This window comes from Pseudonocardia sp. OZ21 (genome assembly GCF_059359135.1).
The window spans coordinates 341,773-357,751 of sequence record NZ_JCADBN010000001.1 but is presented as its reverse complement, the minus strand read 5'-3'; the positions used below and the strand labels follow the sequence as shown (position 1 = coordinate 357,751).

At 73.4% G+C, this 15,979-nt stretch carries 15 protein-coding genes; 10 read left to right on the top strand and 5 right to left on the bottom strand.

Annotated elements, in window-relative coordinates:
- Positions 1 to 15: 15 nt before the first annotated feature.
- Entirely contained in the window at positions 16 to 633 is a 618-nt protein-coding gene (locus tag AC5L35_RS01765) for a TetR/AcrR family transcriptional regulator (protein ID WP_495057720.1), read from the bottom strand.
- A 96-nt stretch (positions 634 to 729) separates the two neighbouring features.
- On the opposite strand from AC5L35_RS01765, the gene AC5L35_RS01760 reads away from it, so the two are divergent.
- Complete coding sequence (locus tag AC5L35_RS01760; protein ID WP_495057719.1) at positions 730 to 1,368, top strand: DUF5709 domain-containing protein; 639 nt, start codon at positions 730 to 732, stop codon at positions 1,366 to 1,368.
- A 206-nt stretch (positions 1,369 to 1,574) separates the two neighbouring features.
- Here the strand turns inward: AC5L35_RS01760 and AC5L35_RS01755 are convergent, their stop codons facing one another.
- On the bottom strand, positions 1,575 to 1,988 hold the full coding sequence (locus AC5L35_RS01755; protein WP_495057718.1) for an SsgA family sporulation/cell division regulator: 414 nt from the start codon (positions 1,986 to 1,988) through the stop codon (positions 1,575 to 1,577).
- A gap of 228 nt (positions 1,989 to 2,216) precedes the next feature.
- Positions 2,217 to 2,687 carry a hypothetical protein gene (locus AC5L35_RS01750; RefSeq protein WP_495057717.1) on the bottom strand — a complete coding sequence of 157 codons (471 nt, stop codon included), beginning with the start codon at positions 2,685 to 2,687 and terminating at the stop codon, positions 2,217 to 2,219.
- A 161-nt stretch (positions 2,688 to 2,848) separates the two neighbouring features.
- On the opposite strand from AC5L35_RS01750, the gene AC5L35_RS01745 reads away from it, so the two are divergent.
- From AC5L35_RS01745 to AC5L35_RS01735, 3 genes are all read left to right on the top strand, one after another.
- Entirely contained in the window at positions 2,849 to 4,540 is a 1,692-nt protein-coding gene (locus AC5L35_RS01745; protein ID WP_495057716.1) for an AMP-binding protein, read from the top strand.
- Positions 4,541 to 4,841: 301 nt separating this feature from the next.
- Complete coding sequence (locus AC5L35_RS01740) at positions 4,842 to 5,021, top strand: hypothetical protein (RefSeq protein WP_495057715.1); 180 nt, start codon at positions 4,842 to 4,844, stop codon at positions 5,019 to 5,021.
- A gap of 23 nt (positions 5,022 to 5,044) precedes the next feature.
- Positions 5,045 to 6,010 (top strand): cobalamin biosynthesis protein, encoded by a 966-nt coding sequence (locus AC5L35_RS01735; RefSeq protein ID WP_495057714.1) that lies wholly within the window; start codon positions 5,045 to 5,047, stop codon positions 6,008 to 6,010.
- Positions 6,011 to 6,040: 30 nt separating this feature from the next.
- Here the strand turns inward: AC5L35_RS01735 and AC5L35_RS01730 are convergent, their stop codons facing one another.
- Entirely contained in the window at positions 6,041 to 6,526 is a 486-nt protein-coding gene (locus AC5L35_RS01730; protein ID WP_495057713.1) for a VOC family protein, read from the bottom strand.
- Positions 6,527 to 6,738: 212 nt separating this feature from the next.
- Here AC5L35_RS01730 and AC5L35_RS01725 point away from each other — a divergent pair, with 212 nt between their 5' ends.
- Positions 6,739 to 8,262, top strand: a complete 1,524-nt coding sequence (locus tag AC5L35_RS01725) for a GMC family oxidoreductase (protein ID WP_495057712.1) — start codon at positions 6,739 to 6,741, stop codon at positions 8,260 to 8,262.
- 14 nt (positions 8,263 to 8,276) lie between these two features.
- Here the strand turns inward: AC5L35_RS01725 and AC5L35_RS01720 are convergent, their stop codons facing one another.
- Complete coding sequence (locus AC5L35_RS01720) at positions 8,277 to 9,140, bottom strand: SURF1 family cytochrome oxidase biogenesis protein (RefSeq protein ID WP_495057711.1); 864 nt, start codon at positions 9,138 to 9,140, stop codon at positions 8,277 to 8,279.
- 64 nt (positions 9,141 to 9,204) lie between these two features.
- Between AC5L35_RS01720 and AC5L35_RS01715 the strand changes: the two genes are divergently transcribed.
- From AC5L35_RS01715 to AC5L35_RS01695, 5 genes are all read left to right on the top strand, one after another.
- The gene (locus tag AC5L35_RS01715) at positions 9,205 to 10,743 is read left to right on the top strand and encodes a cobyric acid synthase (RefSeq protein ID WP_495057710.1); all 1,539 of its coding nucleotides are present in this window, start codon (positions 9,205 to 9,207) and stop codon (positions 10,741 to 10,743) included.
- Positions 10,740 to 12,812: a putative cobaltochelatase gene (locus AC5L35_RS01710; protein WP_495057709.1), complete on the top strand. Its 2,073-nt coding sequence runs from the start codon at positions 10,740 to 10,742 to the stop codon at positions 12,810 to 12,812. The genes AC5L35_RS01715 and AC5L35_RS01710 overlap by 4 nt, the downstream gene beginning before the upstream one ends.
- A 13-nt stretch (positions 12,813 to 12,825) precedes the next feature.
- Positions 12,826 to 13,440, top strand: coding sequence for a cob(I)yrinic acid a,c-diamide adenosyltransferase (gene cobO, locus AC5L35_RS01705; protein WP_495057708.1), 615 nt, complete (start codon positions 12,826 to 12,828; stop codon positions 13,438 to 13,440).
- Between the two features lie 35 nt (positions 13,441 to 13,475).
- Complete coding sequence (locus AC5L35_RS01700) at positions 13,476 to 14,450, top strand: aldo/keto reductase (protein ID WP_495057707.1); 975 nt, start codon at positions 13,476 to 13,478, stop codon at positions 14,448 to 14,450.
- A 63-nt stretch (positions 14,451 to 14,513) separates the two neighbouring features.
- Positions 14,514 to 15,902, top strand: coding sequence for a cobyrinic acid a,c-diamide synthase CobB (locus AC5L35_RS01695; RefSeq protein WP_495057706.1), 1,389 nt, complete (start codon positions 14,514 to 14,516; stop codon positions 15,900 to 15,902).
- The last annotated feature ends 77 nt before the right edge of the window (positions 15,903 to 15,979 follow it).

The window sequence follows — 15,979 nt, the reverse complement described above, 5'->3', positions numbered from 1 at the left end:
GCCAGGTGACAGGTGCTACTCGTCGTGCCGGGCCAGCAGGGTGCCGACGGCCCGCATCACGTGTCCGGTCACCACCTGGGGATCGGGCAGCGGCCCCGCCTGCAGCACGGACCGGTTGAGGGCGATCCCGAGGAGCCACGCCAGCAGCAGGTCGCCGCGCACCTGGGCATCGGCCGGATCGTCGGTGTCGACCAGCGACGCGAACGCGGTGGAGTAGGCCTCGCACAGCCGGATGCGGATGTCCTCGGCCACCTGGGAGCTGCCCGCGGCCCGCAGCACCGCCATCAGGGTCTCGGCGGAGCGGCCCTGCACGTCGTCCAGCACCGCGGCGAGCGTGCGCTCGAGCAGGACCTCGCGCGGCACCTCGGCCAGCAGTTGCGTCGCCTTGTCCAGCACGGCCTCGGCGAACAGGCCCTCCTTGCTCCCGAAGTAGCGGAACAGCAGTGCCTGGTTGACCCCGGCGCGCTCCGCGATCGCCCGGACGGTGGTGGCGTCGTAACCGACGGTGGCGAACAGCGCGCGGCCGGCGTCGGCCAGCGCCCGCCGGGTCGCCGCGGAGTCGCGGGGCCGGACCGCCGGGACCGGTGCCACCGCGCCGCTCGACCCGGACTGCGAGGGTGGCTGCGGCGTCATCGGTTCTCCTCCGGCGGTGGATGTGATCAGAACACACGGCGCGGAGCGACAGGAAATACGCGGTGTGGCCGGCTACCTGCCCGGGTAACCGCCGCCATGGCTCAGCGAGACTATGAGGAGCAGCCCGAGGCGCCCGACCTGGGTGCATCCGTGCAGTTGGAGAGCGACGAGCAGTTGACGGCGCCTCCCGGCGACCACGACGCCCTGGATGCAGGTTACGTGCCGCCCGACCGGCCCTACGCGCTCGACGAGGACGGCGTCACCGCCCGCGGGATGCGGGAGGGCGACACCCTCGACGAACGGCTCAGCCGCGAGCAGGGCGAGGAACAGGTGGACGTCGACCGGGCCGGGCGCCTGACGATGGCGGGTGAGGGCGCCGCGCTCGAGACGTCCGACGCGATGGATGCCGTGGACGTCGGGATCGACGGCGGTGCCGCGTCTGCCGAGGAGGCCGCGATGCACGAGTTCGACGGCCCGGGGGCCGTGATCGAGGCGGAACCGTCGGTCGCCGACTCGCCGGCCCTTGACGACCCGGCACTCGCCGATGCGCTCGGCGACGACCCGCTCGCCGAACGGGCGCGCGCTGAGGCTGCGCGGGACGTCCGCGCCGACGGTGACGTGTTCGACCCGGGTCGTGATCCTGCCGCCGGCATCGACGCCGTCCAGGATGCCGCGGGCGCAGCCGCACCTGCATCGGGACGGGACGACGTGGGGCCGGGCGCGGGCCTGCCCTGAGGCCGGGCGCCACCGCACTACAAGCGGTGGTACGCCGGGGGAGCGGACGAGCCGGCCGCTGCGATGGGCCGGCGCGAAGAAGAGTGGGTGGTCGCCCGCGCGGCGGCGGGAGCCGCAGGACGTGACCGTCGCGGGCAGACACACGCGAGGCAGCCACGAGGCGCAGGGCGGCGCGGTTGGAGCAGTCCTACCGGGCGCTGCCGTACCTACTCGGCGCGACTCCGCGTGATCTTCGCGATCTCCTCGTCGAGGTCCAGCCGGTTCAGCTCGTCACCGAGCGCCACGATGTCGATCGTCGCCTCGATGAAATGGCGCAACAGGTCCCGGTCGACCTCCAGCACGGCGCGGCCGTCGGCGGAGCGGATCTCGATCTCCACGATGTCGTAGCCCTGCACCTCCTGCGGCGTCATGCGGATGTCGCCCTCGCCGACCGGCCCGGTGATCGAGTCGATCACGAGATCACGCGCCACCAACCACTCGATCCATCGATCGCTCCTGGTCGCGACGGCCAGGGAGATCGCGAAGGGGTCGGACGCGGTGTAGGTCCACCGCGTCACGACCGGTGCCGGCTGGCCGTGCAACACGGTGAACATGTCCTGCTGGACAGAGTCGGTGGTCATGCTCGTCGCCCCCTGGCGATCGGGCCGTCGCTCGTGCGGCGGCATCTGTGAAGGAGATCGACGGCCGGACCCGGAACGCTGCACCTGTGGCAGCGGTTCACCCGAACAAGTGAGTCAAGGTGCCAAAGGGTTACGGATGGTCACGGCCGTCGAGTTAAGCTGATCGACGCTCTACTGGCGTTGGTTCCCTGCCGGCTACTGCCGGGAGTCTGTGCACCTCACTAGTCGCTACCCGTCGTTCTCCCTGGTGACCACCCAGATCCCACCGTTCCCGGTGCGACCGGGCTGGGCGAGGGTGAGTGCGAGACGCTCGCCGTCGGGCCGGCGGACATCGACGCTGGTGCCGTCCGTTCGCGGGAGAGCCTCGGCGTCCGTCCATCCGTGCGCTGCCGCGACATAGGACATGGCCACCTCCGACGGATCGAGCAACCAGGGCTGGGCACCGCGGTCGGCCGCCGCTTGGAGCGCGGCGGCTTCGGCGGCACCCGGCGCGGGCCAGGGCAACTCGGCCGCGGGCTGAGGACTCTCCCGCGTCGTCTCCCGTGTGGACTGCTGTGCCGTCTGCTGGGCCGTCGGGTCCGCGGGCGGTGTGGCCAGTCCGGCACCGGCGGGCGGGCCGCCTGTGCCGCAGCCTGCCAGGAGCAGGCCGGTGAGGAGCGCAGCCGCCACGATGCGGCCCCTCCACGGGAAATCGATCACGACGCAAACGGTAGGCGGTGGGGCAGGATGCGCGGGCCCGAAGTGTTCGGCGCGTCCGGGGGATCAGCCCTTGCCACCCCGCAGAGCGCAGCCGGAACACAGCGTGACGCGATCAAACTAGGGTGCCACGAGCAGAGTTGCGAACTTCCCGAGGTGAGGTCATGAATCGGTCGGCTGAGGCTTTCTACGCGGCGCGCGAGTTCCTCGTGGCACATCGGGAGGATTACGAGACCGCCTACCGTGAGTTCCGTTGGCCCGGGATCGACGAGTTCAACTGGGCGATCGACCACTTCGACTCCGTCGCCGCCCACCCCGAACGTGGCGCGGCCCGTGCACTGTGGATCGTCGAGCAGGACGGCAGCGAGGCGTACTGGAGCTACCGGGAGCTGGCCGCACGCTCGAACAAGGTCGCCAACTGGCTGCGCGACCACGGGGTGGCCCGGGGGGACCGGATCATCCTCATGCTCGGCAACCAGGTCGAGCTGTGGGAGACGCTGCTCGCCGCGATGAAGCTCGGTGCCGTGGTCATCCCGGCCACCACGCTGCTCACCGCCGCCGACCTGCGTGACCGGCTCGCCCGCGGCGGTGCGCGGCACGTCGTCGTCGGCGGGGCCGACGCCGGCAAGTTCGACGCCGTCGACGGCGACTACACGCGCATCGCGGTGCGCGGCGCACCCGATGGCTGGCTCGACTACGGCGATGCCGACTCCGCATCGGCCGTCTTCGCCCCCGACGGTGTGACCAGGGGGTCCGACACGCTCCTGCTGTACTTCACCTCCGGCACGACGGCGAAGCCGAAGCTCGTGGAGCACACGCACGCGTCCTACCCCGTCGGTCACCTCTCCACGATGTACTGGATCGGTCTGCAGCCCGGCGACGTCCACCTCAACATCTCCTCGCCCGGCTGGGCCAAGCACGCGTGGAGCAACGTCTTCGCGCCGTGGATCGCCGAGTCCTGCGTGCTGGTCATGAACTACACGAAGTTCGACGCGGAGAGCGTGCTCGCGGTGCTCGACCGCTGCGCCGTCACGAGCTTCTGCGCCCCGCCGACGGTGTGGCGGATGCTCATCCAGGCCGACCTGTCCGGCCTGGCGAACCCGCCCGCGAAGGTCGTGGGGGCGGGGGAGCCGCTCAATCCCGAGGTGATCGACCAGGTCGAGAAGGCGTGGGGCGTCCGGATCCGCGACGGGTTCGGGCAGACCGAGAGCACCGTGCAGATCGGCAACCCGCCGGGGCAGGTCGTCAAGCCGGGTTCGATGGGCCGCCCGGTCCCCGGCTACCCGATCGTGCTGGTGGACCCGGTGAGCGGGCAGCCTGCCGACGAGGGGGAGATCTGCATCGACCTGTCGCAGCGGCCGCTCGGGTTGATGGTCGGCTACCACGGCGACGAGGAGCGCAACGCCGAGGCGATGGCGGGGGGCTACTACCACACCGGTGACGTCGGCTCCCGCGACGCGGACGGCTACATCACCTACGTCGGGCGCTCCGACGACGTGTTCAAGGCATCGGACTACCGGATCAGCCCGTTCGAGCTGGAGAGCGTGCTCATCGAGCACCCGGCCGTCGCCGAGGCCGCGGTCGTCCCGTCGCCGGACCCGGTGCGCCTCGCCGTGCCCAAGGCGTACGTGGTGCTCGCCGCGGGCCACGAGCCGACGGAGGAGACGGCACGGGCGATCCTGGAGTTCGCCCGCGACAACCTCGCCCCCTACAAGCGGATCCGGCGGCTGGAGTTCGCCGAGCTGCCCAAGACGATCTCGGGGAAGATCAGGAGAGTGGAGCTGCGGGGTCGGGAGGCCGACCTCCGCGGCGCCGGCACCGGTACGGGGCCGGCCGACGGCGAGTTCGTCCTCTGACCGACGGGCGGCGGGTTGCTGATCGCCCCGCTGCGTGAGCAGACCCGGCGGTGGCGCACCGGGTCTGCCACGTCCGGCGGCGTCCACGTCACCTGATCGGGGCGATGAGTGGCGTACGGCAACCGGCGATCCCGACAGTTGGGACGGTTTCCGCCGGACTGTTGGCGCTGGTCGCAGCTTGTATACCGCTCGTCGACAGGACCGAGGAGCCGGGCATGTGTTCCTCCCCGGCGGAGTTCCTCGGGTTGTGACGCAACCACGCGCGCCCGGTGCTGGTCCCTTGGCGGAGGTGATGGCGGGCATGCCGGAGGTGTGGCGACGGTTGCTGGCAGCGCACGTCGCCGACCGGATGGGCCGGTGTGTCGCCTGCCGTACCTCCAGCGGGTCGGGCTCCCGATGGCCGTGCTCGCTGCACCGGATCGCCCGCGAGGCCGAGCGGCTCTACGGACTGCGGCTCGGTCGGGCGGTGGGCGGGGAGTAGGTGCGCCGCCGTACCGTCGCGGCGTGAGAGCGAACGGGTGGGTCCGGCCGGCCGGGCTCCTGCTCGGAACGGCCGCGGACGCCGTGCTGGGCGACCCCCGCCGGTGGCATCCGGTGGCCGGCTTCGGCGCGGTGGCCGCCATCGTCGAACGCCGCTGCTACGCCGACAGCCGGGCCGCCGGGGCCGCCCACACCGCCGTGCTCGTGGCGGCGGCCGCCGGGCTGGGCGTGCTCGCCCGGCGTGCGGTGGCAGGCCGCCCGCTGGCGGACGTGGTACTCACCGCAGCGGCAACGTGGGCCGTGCTCGGCGGCACCTCGCTGTCCCGCCACGGCAGCGCGCTCGCGACCGAGCTCGGCGAGGGCGACCTGGCGGCGGCGCGGTTGCGGCTGCCGTCGCTGTGCGGCCGTGACCCCGCGGCGCTCGACGCCGCCGGGATGGCCAGGGCGGGCACCGAGTCGATGGCCGAGAACACCTCCGACGCGGTGGTGGCCCCGCTGCTGTGGGGCGCCGTGGCGGGGGTGCCGGGGCTGCTCGGCTATCGCGCCGTGAACACCCTTGACGCGATGGTCGGCTATCGCTCGGCCCGCTACCTGCGGTTCGGCTGGGCCGCCGCGCGGCTCGACGACCTCGCCAACCTGCTGCCCGCCCGGGTGGCGGCACTGTTGTTCGCGACGCTCGCCCCCGCGGTCGGTGGCTCGCCGGTGGCGGCGCTGGGGGCGTGGCGCCGGGACGCCGGTGCGCATCCCAGCCCGAACGCCGGCCCGGTGGAGGCGGCCGCGGCAGGAGCGCTGGGCGTGGGCCTCGGTGGGCGCACGGTCTACCCGCACGGGGTGGAGGAGCGCCCCCGCCTCGGCGCAGGCCCGGCGCCCTCGCCCGCGGATCTGCTGAGGGCAGCCCGGCTGTCCCGGCTGGTCGGGTGGGCTGCTGCCGGGCTGGCGGCCGCCGTGGCGACGGTGCGCGCGCCGGCGCGCCGGCGCCCCACGTCGTAGCGACCGGTCGCCCCCGGTCAGGTCGCCCCGTCAGGTCACCGGGACACCGTCGGCGGCGCGGCGCAGTGCGGCGATGTCGAGCTTGGTCATCCCGAACATCGCCTGCGTCGCGCGCTGCGCACGTGCCGGGTCGGGATCGGACATCAGTTCCTCGAAGGCCGTGGGGACGACCTGCCACGACAGCCCGAACCGATCCTTGAGCCAGCCGCAGGGCCCTTCCTCCCCGCCGTCGGACAGCCGCTCCCAGTAGTGGTCGACCTCCTCCTGGGTCTCGCAGCTGATCTGGAAGGAGACGGCCTCGTCGAACGTGAACTCGGGGCCTCCGTTGATGCCGACGAACCGCTGGCCGTCCAGTTCGAACTCCACGGCCATGACCATGCCGGCAGGCCGTGGCCCGCCTTCGCTGTAGTGGGTGACCTTCCCGATGCGCGAGTTCGGGAAGACCGAGAGGTAGAAGGCCGCGGCCTCCTCGGCCTCGGTGTCGAACCACAGGTTCGGGATGATCTTCTGCTGCACGGCTGGTCCCTTCGCTGGCGGTCGGTACTCCCTGTGAGACCGCCTCGGGAGCGGGAACTCATCGCTGTCCCCTGGTCGAGCCGTGAGCGGATCGGAACGGCACGATTCACAAGAGAATCTCACGATTCCGGTGAGAGGCGTCACGAAACGATGGCGGACGATGTATTTATAATCAGGTATTGGAATACTAATAACTACAGAAAGGTCGAATCGTGGGGCCTTCAGCAGAACAGTACGACTTCATCGTCGTCGGTGCGGGATCGGCGGGTTGCGTGGTGGCGGCGCGGCTGACCGAGGACGCGGACACGCGTGTCCTGCTGCTGGAGGCGGGCGCACGGGAGCCGCTGGACGCGGTGGCGTTGCCGCGGGCGTGGCCCAGCCTGACCGGGTCGTCGATGGACTGGGGGGACCACACCGTCGTGCTGGAGGGCGTGGGCCGCACGGAGGCGTGGCCGCGGGGCCGTGGCCTCGGTGGGTCGTCGGCGATCAACGCGATGGCGTTCATCCGTGGGCACCGGGCGAGCCACGACGCGTGGGTCTCGGCCGGGTTGAAGGGCTGGGGCTTCGACGACCTGTTGCCCTACTTCAAACGCACCGAACACGTGGCGGGCGGCGACCCGGCGGTGCGGGGTCAGGACGGCCCGTTGTCGCTCTGGACGCCCACGGCGCCGCACCCGTTGTCGCTCGCTGCGCTCGAGGCGGCAGGCCAGGTCGGCTACCCCGTCGTCGACGACATCAACAGCGGGCTGGAGGAAGGGTTCGGCTGGGGCGAGTTCAACATTGTCAACGGCAAGCGGCAGAGCGCGGCGGATGCGTACCTGCTGCCGGTGCTCGACCGGCCCAACCTCGACCTCGTCACCGATGCGCTCGTGCACCGGCTCGTCCTCGACGGCGACCGCTGCACCGGTGTCGAGTACTCCACCGGTGGGTCGGTCCTCACCGCGCACTGCGGCGAGGTGCTCCTGGCCGCCGGTGCCGTCGGCACACCCCAGCTTCTGATGCTCTCGGGCATCGGCCCGCAGCAACACCTCGCCGAGGTCGGGATCCCGGTGGTGGCCGATGTTCCCGAGGTGGGTGCGAACGTCCACGACCACCCGATGACCACCCTGATCTACCACTCGACCCAGCCGGTGCCGCCCTCCACGAGCAACGGCGGGGGTGAGGTCAAGGGCACGCTGCGCAGCAGCCCGGAGGTCCCGTGGCCCGACCTGCAGCTGTTCTGCTCGGTCGTTCCGCTGCGCACCGCCACCCTGACGGGCCCGGAGCCCGGCGCCGGCTACACCCTCGCGGTCAGCCTCATGGCGCCCTACAGCCGCGGCACCGTCCGCCTCGCGGGCCCGGAGGCGGGTGCCCTGCCGGTGATCGACCCGCGCTACCACTCCGACCGCCGCGACCTCGACGCCATGCTCGCCGGGCTGCGCATCGCCCGTGAGCTGGGTACCGCGCCCGCGTTCGATGCCTGGCGTGGTGAGGAGGCCCAGCCGGGTGTCAGCACCCAGAGCGAGGAGGAGCTGCGCGCCTACCTCCGCCGCAGCCTGCGCAGCTACCACCACTACGCGGGGACCTGCCGGATGGGCGTCGACGACCATGCCGTGGTCGACCCGGACCTGCGGCTGCGGGGCTTCCAGGGCGTGCGGGTCGTCGACGCCTCGGTGATGCCGAGCCCGGTGTCGGCCAACACCAACGCCACCGTCTACGCCATCGCGGAACGGGCCGCAGAGCTCGTCCGGACCTGACCCGCGGGCCGCGGCTAGTTGCGGCCGTAGCGGTCGGCGAGCGGGGTCTCGTCCGGCGCGGGCCGTTCCTGCGGCGAGGGAGGATCGTCGTCGTCACCCGCGAGGGCCTGGCGCAGCGCGGTGCGCTCGCCGCGGCGGTCGCGTCCCCGGCGCTGCAGGATCTCCAGCCGGATGAAGTAGCCCAGCGCGAAGATCGCGATCGCGCCGAAGGTGAGCCACTGCAGGGCGTAGGAGAAGTTCGTGAACGGGGCGCCGCCCGTGCTCTCCGCGACGGCGAGAGGCCCGAGAACTCCCGGCTGGCCGGCCGACAGCTGCACGTAGCCCGGTTCCAGGGTGAGGCCGGTGGCGGCGCCGAGTGCACGGGAGTCGGCGGCGTAGAGCTGCCGGTGGCCGGAGTCGATCTGCACCGGGCGGTTCTGCGGATCTGTCTCGTCCAGCCGCAACCGGCCCGTCAGGGTGACGGTGCCCGGCGGCGCGGGCGCGAAGCTCGGAACGGTCACTCCGCCGGTGGTGGTGACGTACCCGCGGTCGACGGCGACGAGCCGCCCGTCCTCCGTCCGCAGCGGGGTGAGGACCTCGAACGCCGGCTTGCCGTCCACCACGCGCAGCCGCACGAGCCCCTCGGCCTCCGGCACGTACGTTCCCGTCACCGTGACCTGCCGCCACTCGACGTCCGGACGCACCCCGGTGCCGCTGGACACGAGGTCGGCGAGCGGGACGGGCTGCGTGCGGTAGGAGGCGTCGATGGCCTGTTGTTCGGCGTCACGCTGGGCTTCGCGGCCGAACTGCCACGGGGCCAGCAGCGTGTAGCACGCCACGGCGAACCCGATCACGACCGCGACGAACGCCAGCCACCCAGGGCGAAGAAGGAACCGCACGGGTCCACGTTAGGCGTTCGCGCCGTTCGGGAGCAGGAGGGCTCCGCCGACGTAGGGTTCTGGCGTGGTCAATGGGGCGTTGCTCGTGGCCGGCACGACGTCGGACGCCGGGAAGAGCGCCCTGGTCGCCGGGATCTGCCGCTGGCTCGCCCGCCGCGGGGTGGCCGTGGCGCCGTTCAAGGCGCAGAACATGTCGAACAACTCGGTGGTCACGGCCGACGGCAGCGAGATCGGCCGGGCCCAGGCGATGCAGGCCCACGCCTGCGGGCTGGAGCCCAACGTCGCCTTCAACCCGGTGCTCCTCAAACCGGGGAGCGACCGCAGCTCGCAGGTCGTGGTGCGCGGGCGCGTCGACGGCACGGTGAGCGCGCGGTCCTACTACGCGCGCAAGGCGGCACTGCTCGACGTCGTCCGTGCCGAGCTGGCCGGGCTGCGCGAGCGCTACGACGTGGTGATCTGCGAGGGGGCCGGATCGCCCGCGGAGATCAACCTGCGGGCCACCGACATCGCGAACATGGGTCTCGCGCAGGCCGCCGACCTGCCGGTGATCGTGGTCGGCGACATCGACCGTGGCGGAGTGCTCGCGCACCTGTTCGGCACCCTCGCCGTCCTGGACGCCGCCGACCAGGCACGCATCGCCGGGTTCGTCATCAACAAGTTCCGCGGTGACGTCTCCCTGCTCACGCCAGGGCTCGACCGGCTCGGCGTGCTCACCGGACGTCCGACGCTGGGGGTCGTGCCGTGGGCGGAGGACCTCTGGATCGACGCGGAGGACTCGCTGTCCGCCGTGGCCGACGGGGTGCTCGGCCGGCCCGCGCCACCACACGGGTCGCAGTGGCTGCGGGTGGCCGTGGTCCGGCTGCCCCGGATCTCCAACGCCACCGATGCGGAGGCGCTGGCGTGCGAGCCCGGCGTCGCCGTCAGCTACGTGACGGAGCCGTCCCGGCTGCTCGACGCCGACCTGGTGGTGCTGCCCGGCTCGAAGGCCACCGTCGCCGACCTGGAGTGGCTGCACCGCACCGGGCTCGCCGACGGTGTGGTCGCCCACGCCCGCGCCGGGCGTCCGGTGCTGGGGATCTGCGGGGGCTACCAGATGCTCGGGCGCCGGATCGCCGACCCGCACGGTGTGGAGGGGGCAGAGGCCGAGGGGCTCGGCCTGCTGGACCTGGAGGTCGAGTTCGCCGCCGACAAGCACCTGGGCAACCCGACGGGGACGGCGTGGGGTCAGCCGGTGCGGGGCTACGAGATCCACCACGGCCGCGTGGTGCACACCGGCGACCCGTCCCTGCTGCACGCTACGAATCCGGGCGGACCGGAGGGGTCAGACACCGGTGTCGTCGTCGGCACCCACTGGCACGGCCTGCTCGAGAACGACGGTTTCCGGCGGGTGTTGCTGCGCCGTGTCGCGGACCAGGCCGGACGGACCGGGTTCCACCCCGCCCCCGACACCAGCTTCGCGACGCGCCGTGACGCCCAGCTCGACCTGCTCGGCGACCTGGTCGAGGAGCACCTCGACACCCGCACACTTGAACATGTCATCAATCACGGAACACCTGCGGACCTCCCGGTGGTGACCTCCGGTCTGGCAGGCTCCCCGCCGTGAGCACGTTCCCCTTCTCCGCCGTCGTCGGCCACGACGACCTGCGGCTCGCCCTGCTGCTCAACGCCGTGCACCCCGGTGTCGGCGGGGTGCTGGTGCGCGGGGAGAAGGGCACCGCGAAGTCCACGGCCGTCCGTGCCCTGGCGGCGCTGCTGCCCCGGCTGCACGTATTGGCGGGCTGCCGGTTCAGCTGCGACCCCGCGGCCCCCGACCCGGAGTGCCCCGACGGACCGCACGCCACCACCGCCGGCCACGAGACCCGCGCTGCCCGGCTCGTCGAGCTGCCCGTGGGAGCCACGGAGGACCGGCTCGTCGGCTCGCTCGACCTGGAACGCGCCCTGAGCGAGGGCGTGCGCGCCTACCAGCCCGGGCTGCTCGCCGACGCCCACCGCGGCGTGCTCTACGTCGACGAGGTCAACCTCCTGCACGACCACCTCGTCGACCTGCTCCTCGACGCCGCCGCCATGGCCCGCGCCCACGTGGAGCGCGACGGCGTCTCGGTGTCGCACGCGGCCCGGTTCCTGCTGGTCGGCACGATGAACCCGGAGGAGGGCGAGCTGCGCCCTCAGCTGCTCGACCGGTTCGGGCTCGCCGTCGAGGTGCGGGCGGCCCGCGACGTGGCCACGCGGGTCGAGGTGGTCCGCCGCCGGCTGGCGTTCGAGGCCGATCCGGTCGCGTTCACCGCCGCGTGGCGCGACGCCGAGTCCGCCACCGCCGAGCGGATCGCCGCCGCGCGGGCCCGGGTCGGGTCCGTCGTGCTGCCCGACGCCGAGCTGCGCCGGATCGCCGCCGTGTGCGCGGCGTTCGACGTCGACGGCATGCGCGCCGACCTCGTCATCGCCCGCGCCGCCGTGGCCCACGCCGCCTGGAGGGGCGCCGATGCGGTGGCCGAGGAGGACGTGCGCGTGGCCGCCCGGCTGGCGCTGCCGCACCGGCGCCGTCGCGACCCGTTCGACGAGCCGGGCATCGACGACGACGCCCTCGACGAGGCGCTGCGGGAGGCGGGGCAACAACCCCCCGACGGCCCGGACGACAACGGCCCCGACGGCGGGGGACCTGACGACGGCCCCGACGGCGGTGGCTCCGACGGCGGCCCGGACGGGCCCGATACCGGCGGCGGCGGGCCTGCCGACCCCTCGCAGGCCGAGGACGCGACCACCCCGGAGCCTGCGCAGCCCGACGGTGAGCGGCAGCCCGCCCCGAGCGGTGCCGCACCCGGTGGCGACGGCCGCGCTACGCCCGCCCCGCCCCCGTCCAGCCCGTTCCGGGCGCGCCTGCTGCAGGTCCCCGGAGTGGGGGAGGGTGCACCCGGGCGCCGGTCGCGGGCGCGCACCGACACCGGACGGGTCGTCCGCGCGTCCGGCGAGGCCCCGCGCCGTGCCGCCGACCTGCACCTGGCCGCCACCATCGCCGCCGCCGCCCCGCACCAGCGGTCCCGCGGCCGGGCGGGCGCCGGGCTGCTGCTGCGCACCGGCGACCTGCGCCGCGCCGAACGCGAAGGTCGGGAAGGCAACCTCGTGCTGTTCGCCGTGGACGCCTCGGGCTCGATGGCCGCACGGGCGCGGATGTCCGCCGTCAGCGGGGCGGTCCTCTCCCTGCTGCGCGACGCCTACCAGCGCCGCGACAAGGTCGGGCTCGTCACCTTCCGGGGCGCGGCGGCGGAGCTCGTGCTGCCCCCCACGTCCAGTGTCCCCACGGCACAGGTCCGGCTCGCCGCGATGCGGACGGGTGGGCGCACGCCGCTCGCCGACGGGCTGCTGCGGGCCCGGGCGGTGCTGCGCGTCGAGCGGCTGCGCGACCCGCGCCGTCGTGCGCTGCTCGTGCTGCTGACCGACGGCCGCGCCACCGTGGCCGCGCGGCCGGGCGGCGACCCCGTGCACGACGCCTGCCGCGCCGCGGCCCTGCTCGCGGCCGACGGCGTCGCCACCGTGGTGGTCGACTGCGAGAGCGGCCCGGTCCGGCTCGGCCTCGCCGCCCGCGTCGCCGCCGCGGCGGGGGGACCGGCCCTCGGGCTCGCGGAGCTCTCGGCCGACCAGGTGGCCGGTGTGGTCCGCGCCGCCCGGGCCGCGTGAGGGAGGAGCACACATGCCGCAGGGACAGGTCACGGTCGTACCGGAGGACGGGCTCACCACCCGCCAGCGCCGCAACCGGCCGCTCGTCGTCGTCCACACCGGGGAGATGAAGGGCAAGTCGACCGCGGCGTTCGGGCTCGCGCTGCGCGGCTGGAGCCAGGGCTGGTCGATCGGGGTGTTCCAGTTCGTGAAGTCCGCCAAGTGGAAGGTCGGCGAGGAAGCCGCGTTCCGGGCACTCGGCCGCGTGCACGCCGAGACCGGCGAGGGCGGCCCGGTCGAGTGGCACAAGATGGGCGAGGGCTGGTCCTGGACCCGCAAGCCGGGCACCGACGACGACCACGCCGCTGCCGCCGCCGAGGGCTGGGCGGAGATCCGCCGCCGCATCGAGGCGCAGGCCCACGACGTCTACGTGCTCGACGAGTTCACCTACCCCATGAAGTGGGGCTGGGTCGACGTCGCCGAGGTGGTCGAGGTGCTCAACGCACGGCAGGGCCGCCAGCACGTGATCATCACCGGCCGGGACGCGGCCCCGGAGCTCGTGTCCGCAGCCGATCTCGTCATGCAGACCACAAAGGTGAAGCACCCGATGGACTCCGGACAGAAGGGCCAGCGCGGCATCGAGTGGTGACGCGGACACAGAACGGCGGGGCTACTGTCCGAACCGTGGAGTACACACGACTTGGCTCGACCGGACTGCAGGTCTCACGGGTGTGCCTGGGGATGATGAGCTACGGCTCGTCGTCGTGGCGGGACTGGGTGCTCGATATCGACGCCTCCCGCCCACTGGTGCGCAGCGCCGTCGAGGCCGGCGTCACCTTCTTCGACACCGCCGACGTCTACTCCATCGGAGTCAGCGAGGAGGTGACCGCCGCGCTGCTCGGCGAGCTCTTCCCGCGCCGCGACGACTACGTGCTCGCCACCAAGGTCTTCTCGCCGATGAGCGACCGTCCGAACGACCGTGGCCTGTCGCGCAAGCACATCATGTCCAGCATCGACGACTCGTTGCGACGGCTGGGCACCGACCACGTCGATCTCTACCAGATCCACCGCTTCGACTCCGAGACCCCGATCGAGGAGACGATGGAGGCGCTGCACGACGTCGTGAAGGCGGGCAAGGCCCGCTACATCGGCGCCTCCAGCATGTACGCCTGGCAGTTCGCGAAGGCGCAGTACACGGCCGACCTCGGTGGCTGGACGCGCTTCGTCTCGATGCAGGACCACTACAACCTGATCTACCGCGAGGAGGAGCGGGAGATGCACCCGCTCTGCCTCGACCAGGGCGTCGGTGTCATCCCGTGGAGCCCGCTGGCCCGCGGGCGCCTGGCGCGGCTGCCGGAGCAGCGCTCCACCACCACCCGGTCCGGCAGCGACCCGATCGGGGACCGCATGTACAACGACTCCGACGACGCCGTGGTGAATGCCGTCGCCGACGTCGCGAAGGCCCGGGGCCTGCCGCTCGCGCAGGTGGCGCTCGCCTGGATGCTGCACCAGGACGCGATCACCGCGCCGATCGTGGGGGCCACCAAGCCCGGCCACGTCGAGGACGCGGTGGCGGCCGTCGACATCGAGCTGTCCGACGACGAGATCGCCGCGCTCGAGGCGCCCTACGTGCCGCACCCGGTCCTCGGCCACTCGTAGCGGAGACCACCACATGGACAACCCGGGCTGTTCCGCTGCGGTCCCCGACCGCGACGGGTGTCCATGTGGTGGGCGGGGGCGGCCGTGACGGCACGGGCGGTCGTGATCGCGGCGCCGTCGTCCGGGAGCGGGAAGACCACCGTCGCCACGGGGCTCATGGCCGCACTGCGGCAGCGCGGCACGGTCGTGGCTCCGTTCAAGGTCGGCCCCGACTACATCGACCCCGGCTACCACACGCTCGCGGCCGGCCGGCCGGGCCGCAACCTCGACCCGGTGCTGGTCGGGGCCGAGCGCATCGCACCGCTCGCCCGGCACGGTGCGGCAGGCGCCGAGGTGGCCGTCGTCGAAGGGGTGATGGGCCTGTTCGACGGCCGGCTCGCCGACGGCCGCGGCTCGACGGCGGAGGTGGCCACGCTGCTCGGGGCGCCGGTGGTGCTGGTGGTGGACTGCCGGGGGCAGTCGCGCAGCCTGGCGGCGCTCCTGCACGGGTTCCGGTCGTTCGACCCCACGGTGCGGCTCGCCGGGGTCGTCCTCAACCGGGTGGGCAGCGCCCGCCACGAGACCGTGCTGCGGGCGGCCGCCGACGAGGCCGGGCTGCCGGTGCTCGGGGCCCTGCCGCGCCACGACGCGCTGGCCGTCCCGTCGCGGCATCTCGGGCTGGTCACCGCAGCCGAGCACGGCGCCGACGCGGTGGCGGCCGTGGCCGCGATGGCCGAGCTGGTGGCCACCCACGTCGACCTCGGCGCGGTGATCCGACTGGCCGAGCCGCTGCCGCCGGGCGAGGCCTGGTCGGCGGCGGCCGCCGTCCCCGCGCCGGGAGCGGCGTGCGCCCCGCGCACGGCGGTGTTCGGCGGCCCGGCGTTCACCTTCGGCTACGCCGAGCACGTCGAACTGTTGGCGGCGGCGGGCGCTGAGGTCGTGGTGGTCGACCCGCTGCGCGACGAGGCGCTGCCCGCCGGGACGGCGGCGCTGGTGCTGCCCGGCGGGTTCCCGGAGGAGCACGTCGCCGTGCTGGGGGCGAACGAGAAGCTGCGCGCCGCGGTGGCCGCGCTCGCCGTCTCCGGGGCGCCGGTGCACGCGGAGTGCGGCGGCCTGCTCTACCTCTGCGAGTCCCTCGACGACGCGCCGATGTGCGGGGTGCTGCCGGCCCGGGCCGCGATGACCGGGCGGCTCACGCTGGGATACCGCGACGCCGTCGCGCTGACCGGGTCGCCCCTGTTCCCGGCCGGGACGCGGGTGGCCGGACACGAGTTCCACCGCTGCTCGGTGACGCCGGGTGCCGGCCCGGCGCGGGCGTGCGGCGGTCCCGCCTGGGGCTGGCACGGTGGCGCACCGGACGGGCCGACCACCGAGGGGTGGGTCCTCGGCGGGGTGCACGCCTCGTTCCTGCACACCCATCCGGCCGCCGACCCGGCGGCTGTCGCCCGTTTCGTCGGCGCAGCAGCCCGCTGAAGCGTGATTCGTCGGTGCTCCCTTTTCCTCACCGCCGTTGCTACCGTCGGGTAACTGGTCCTCACCGTTGAGGAGGG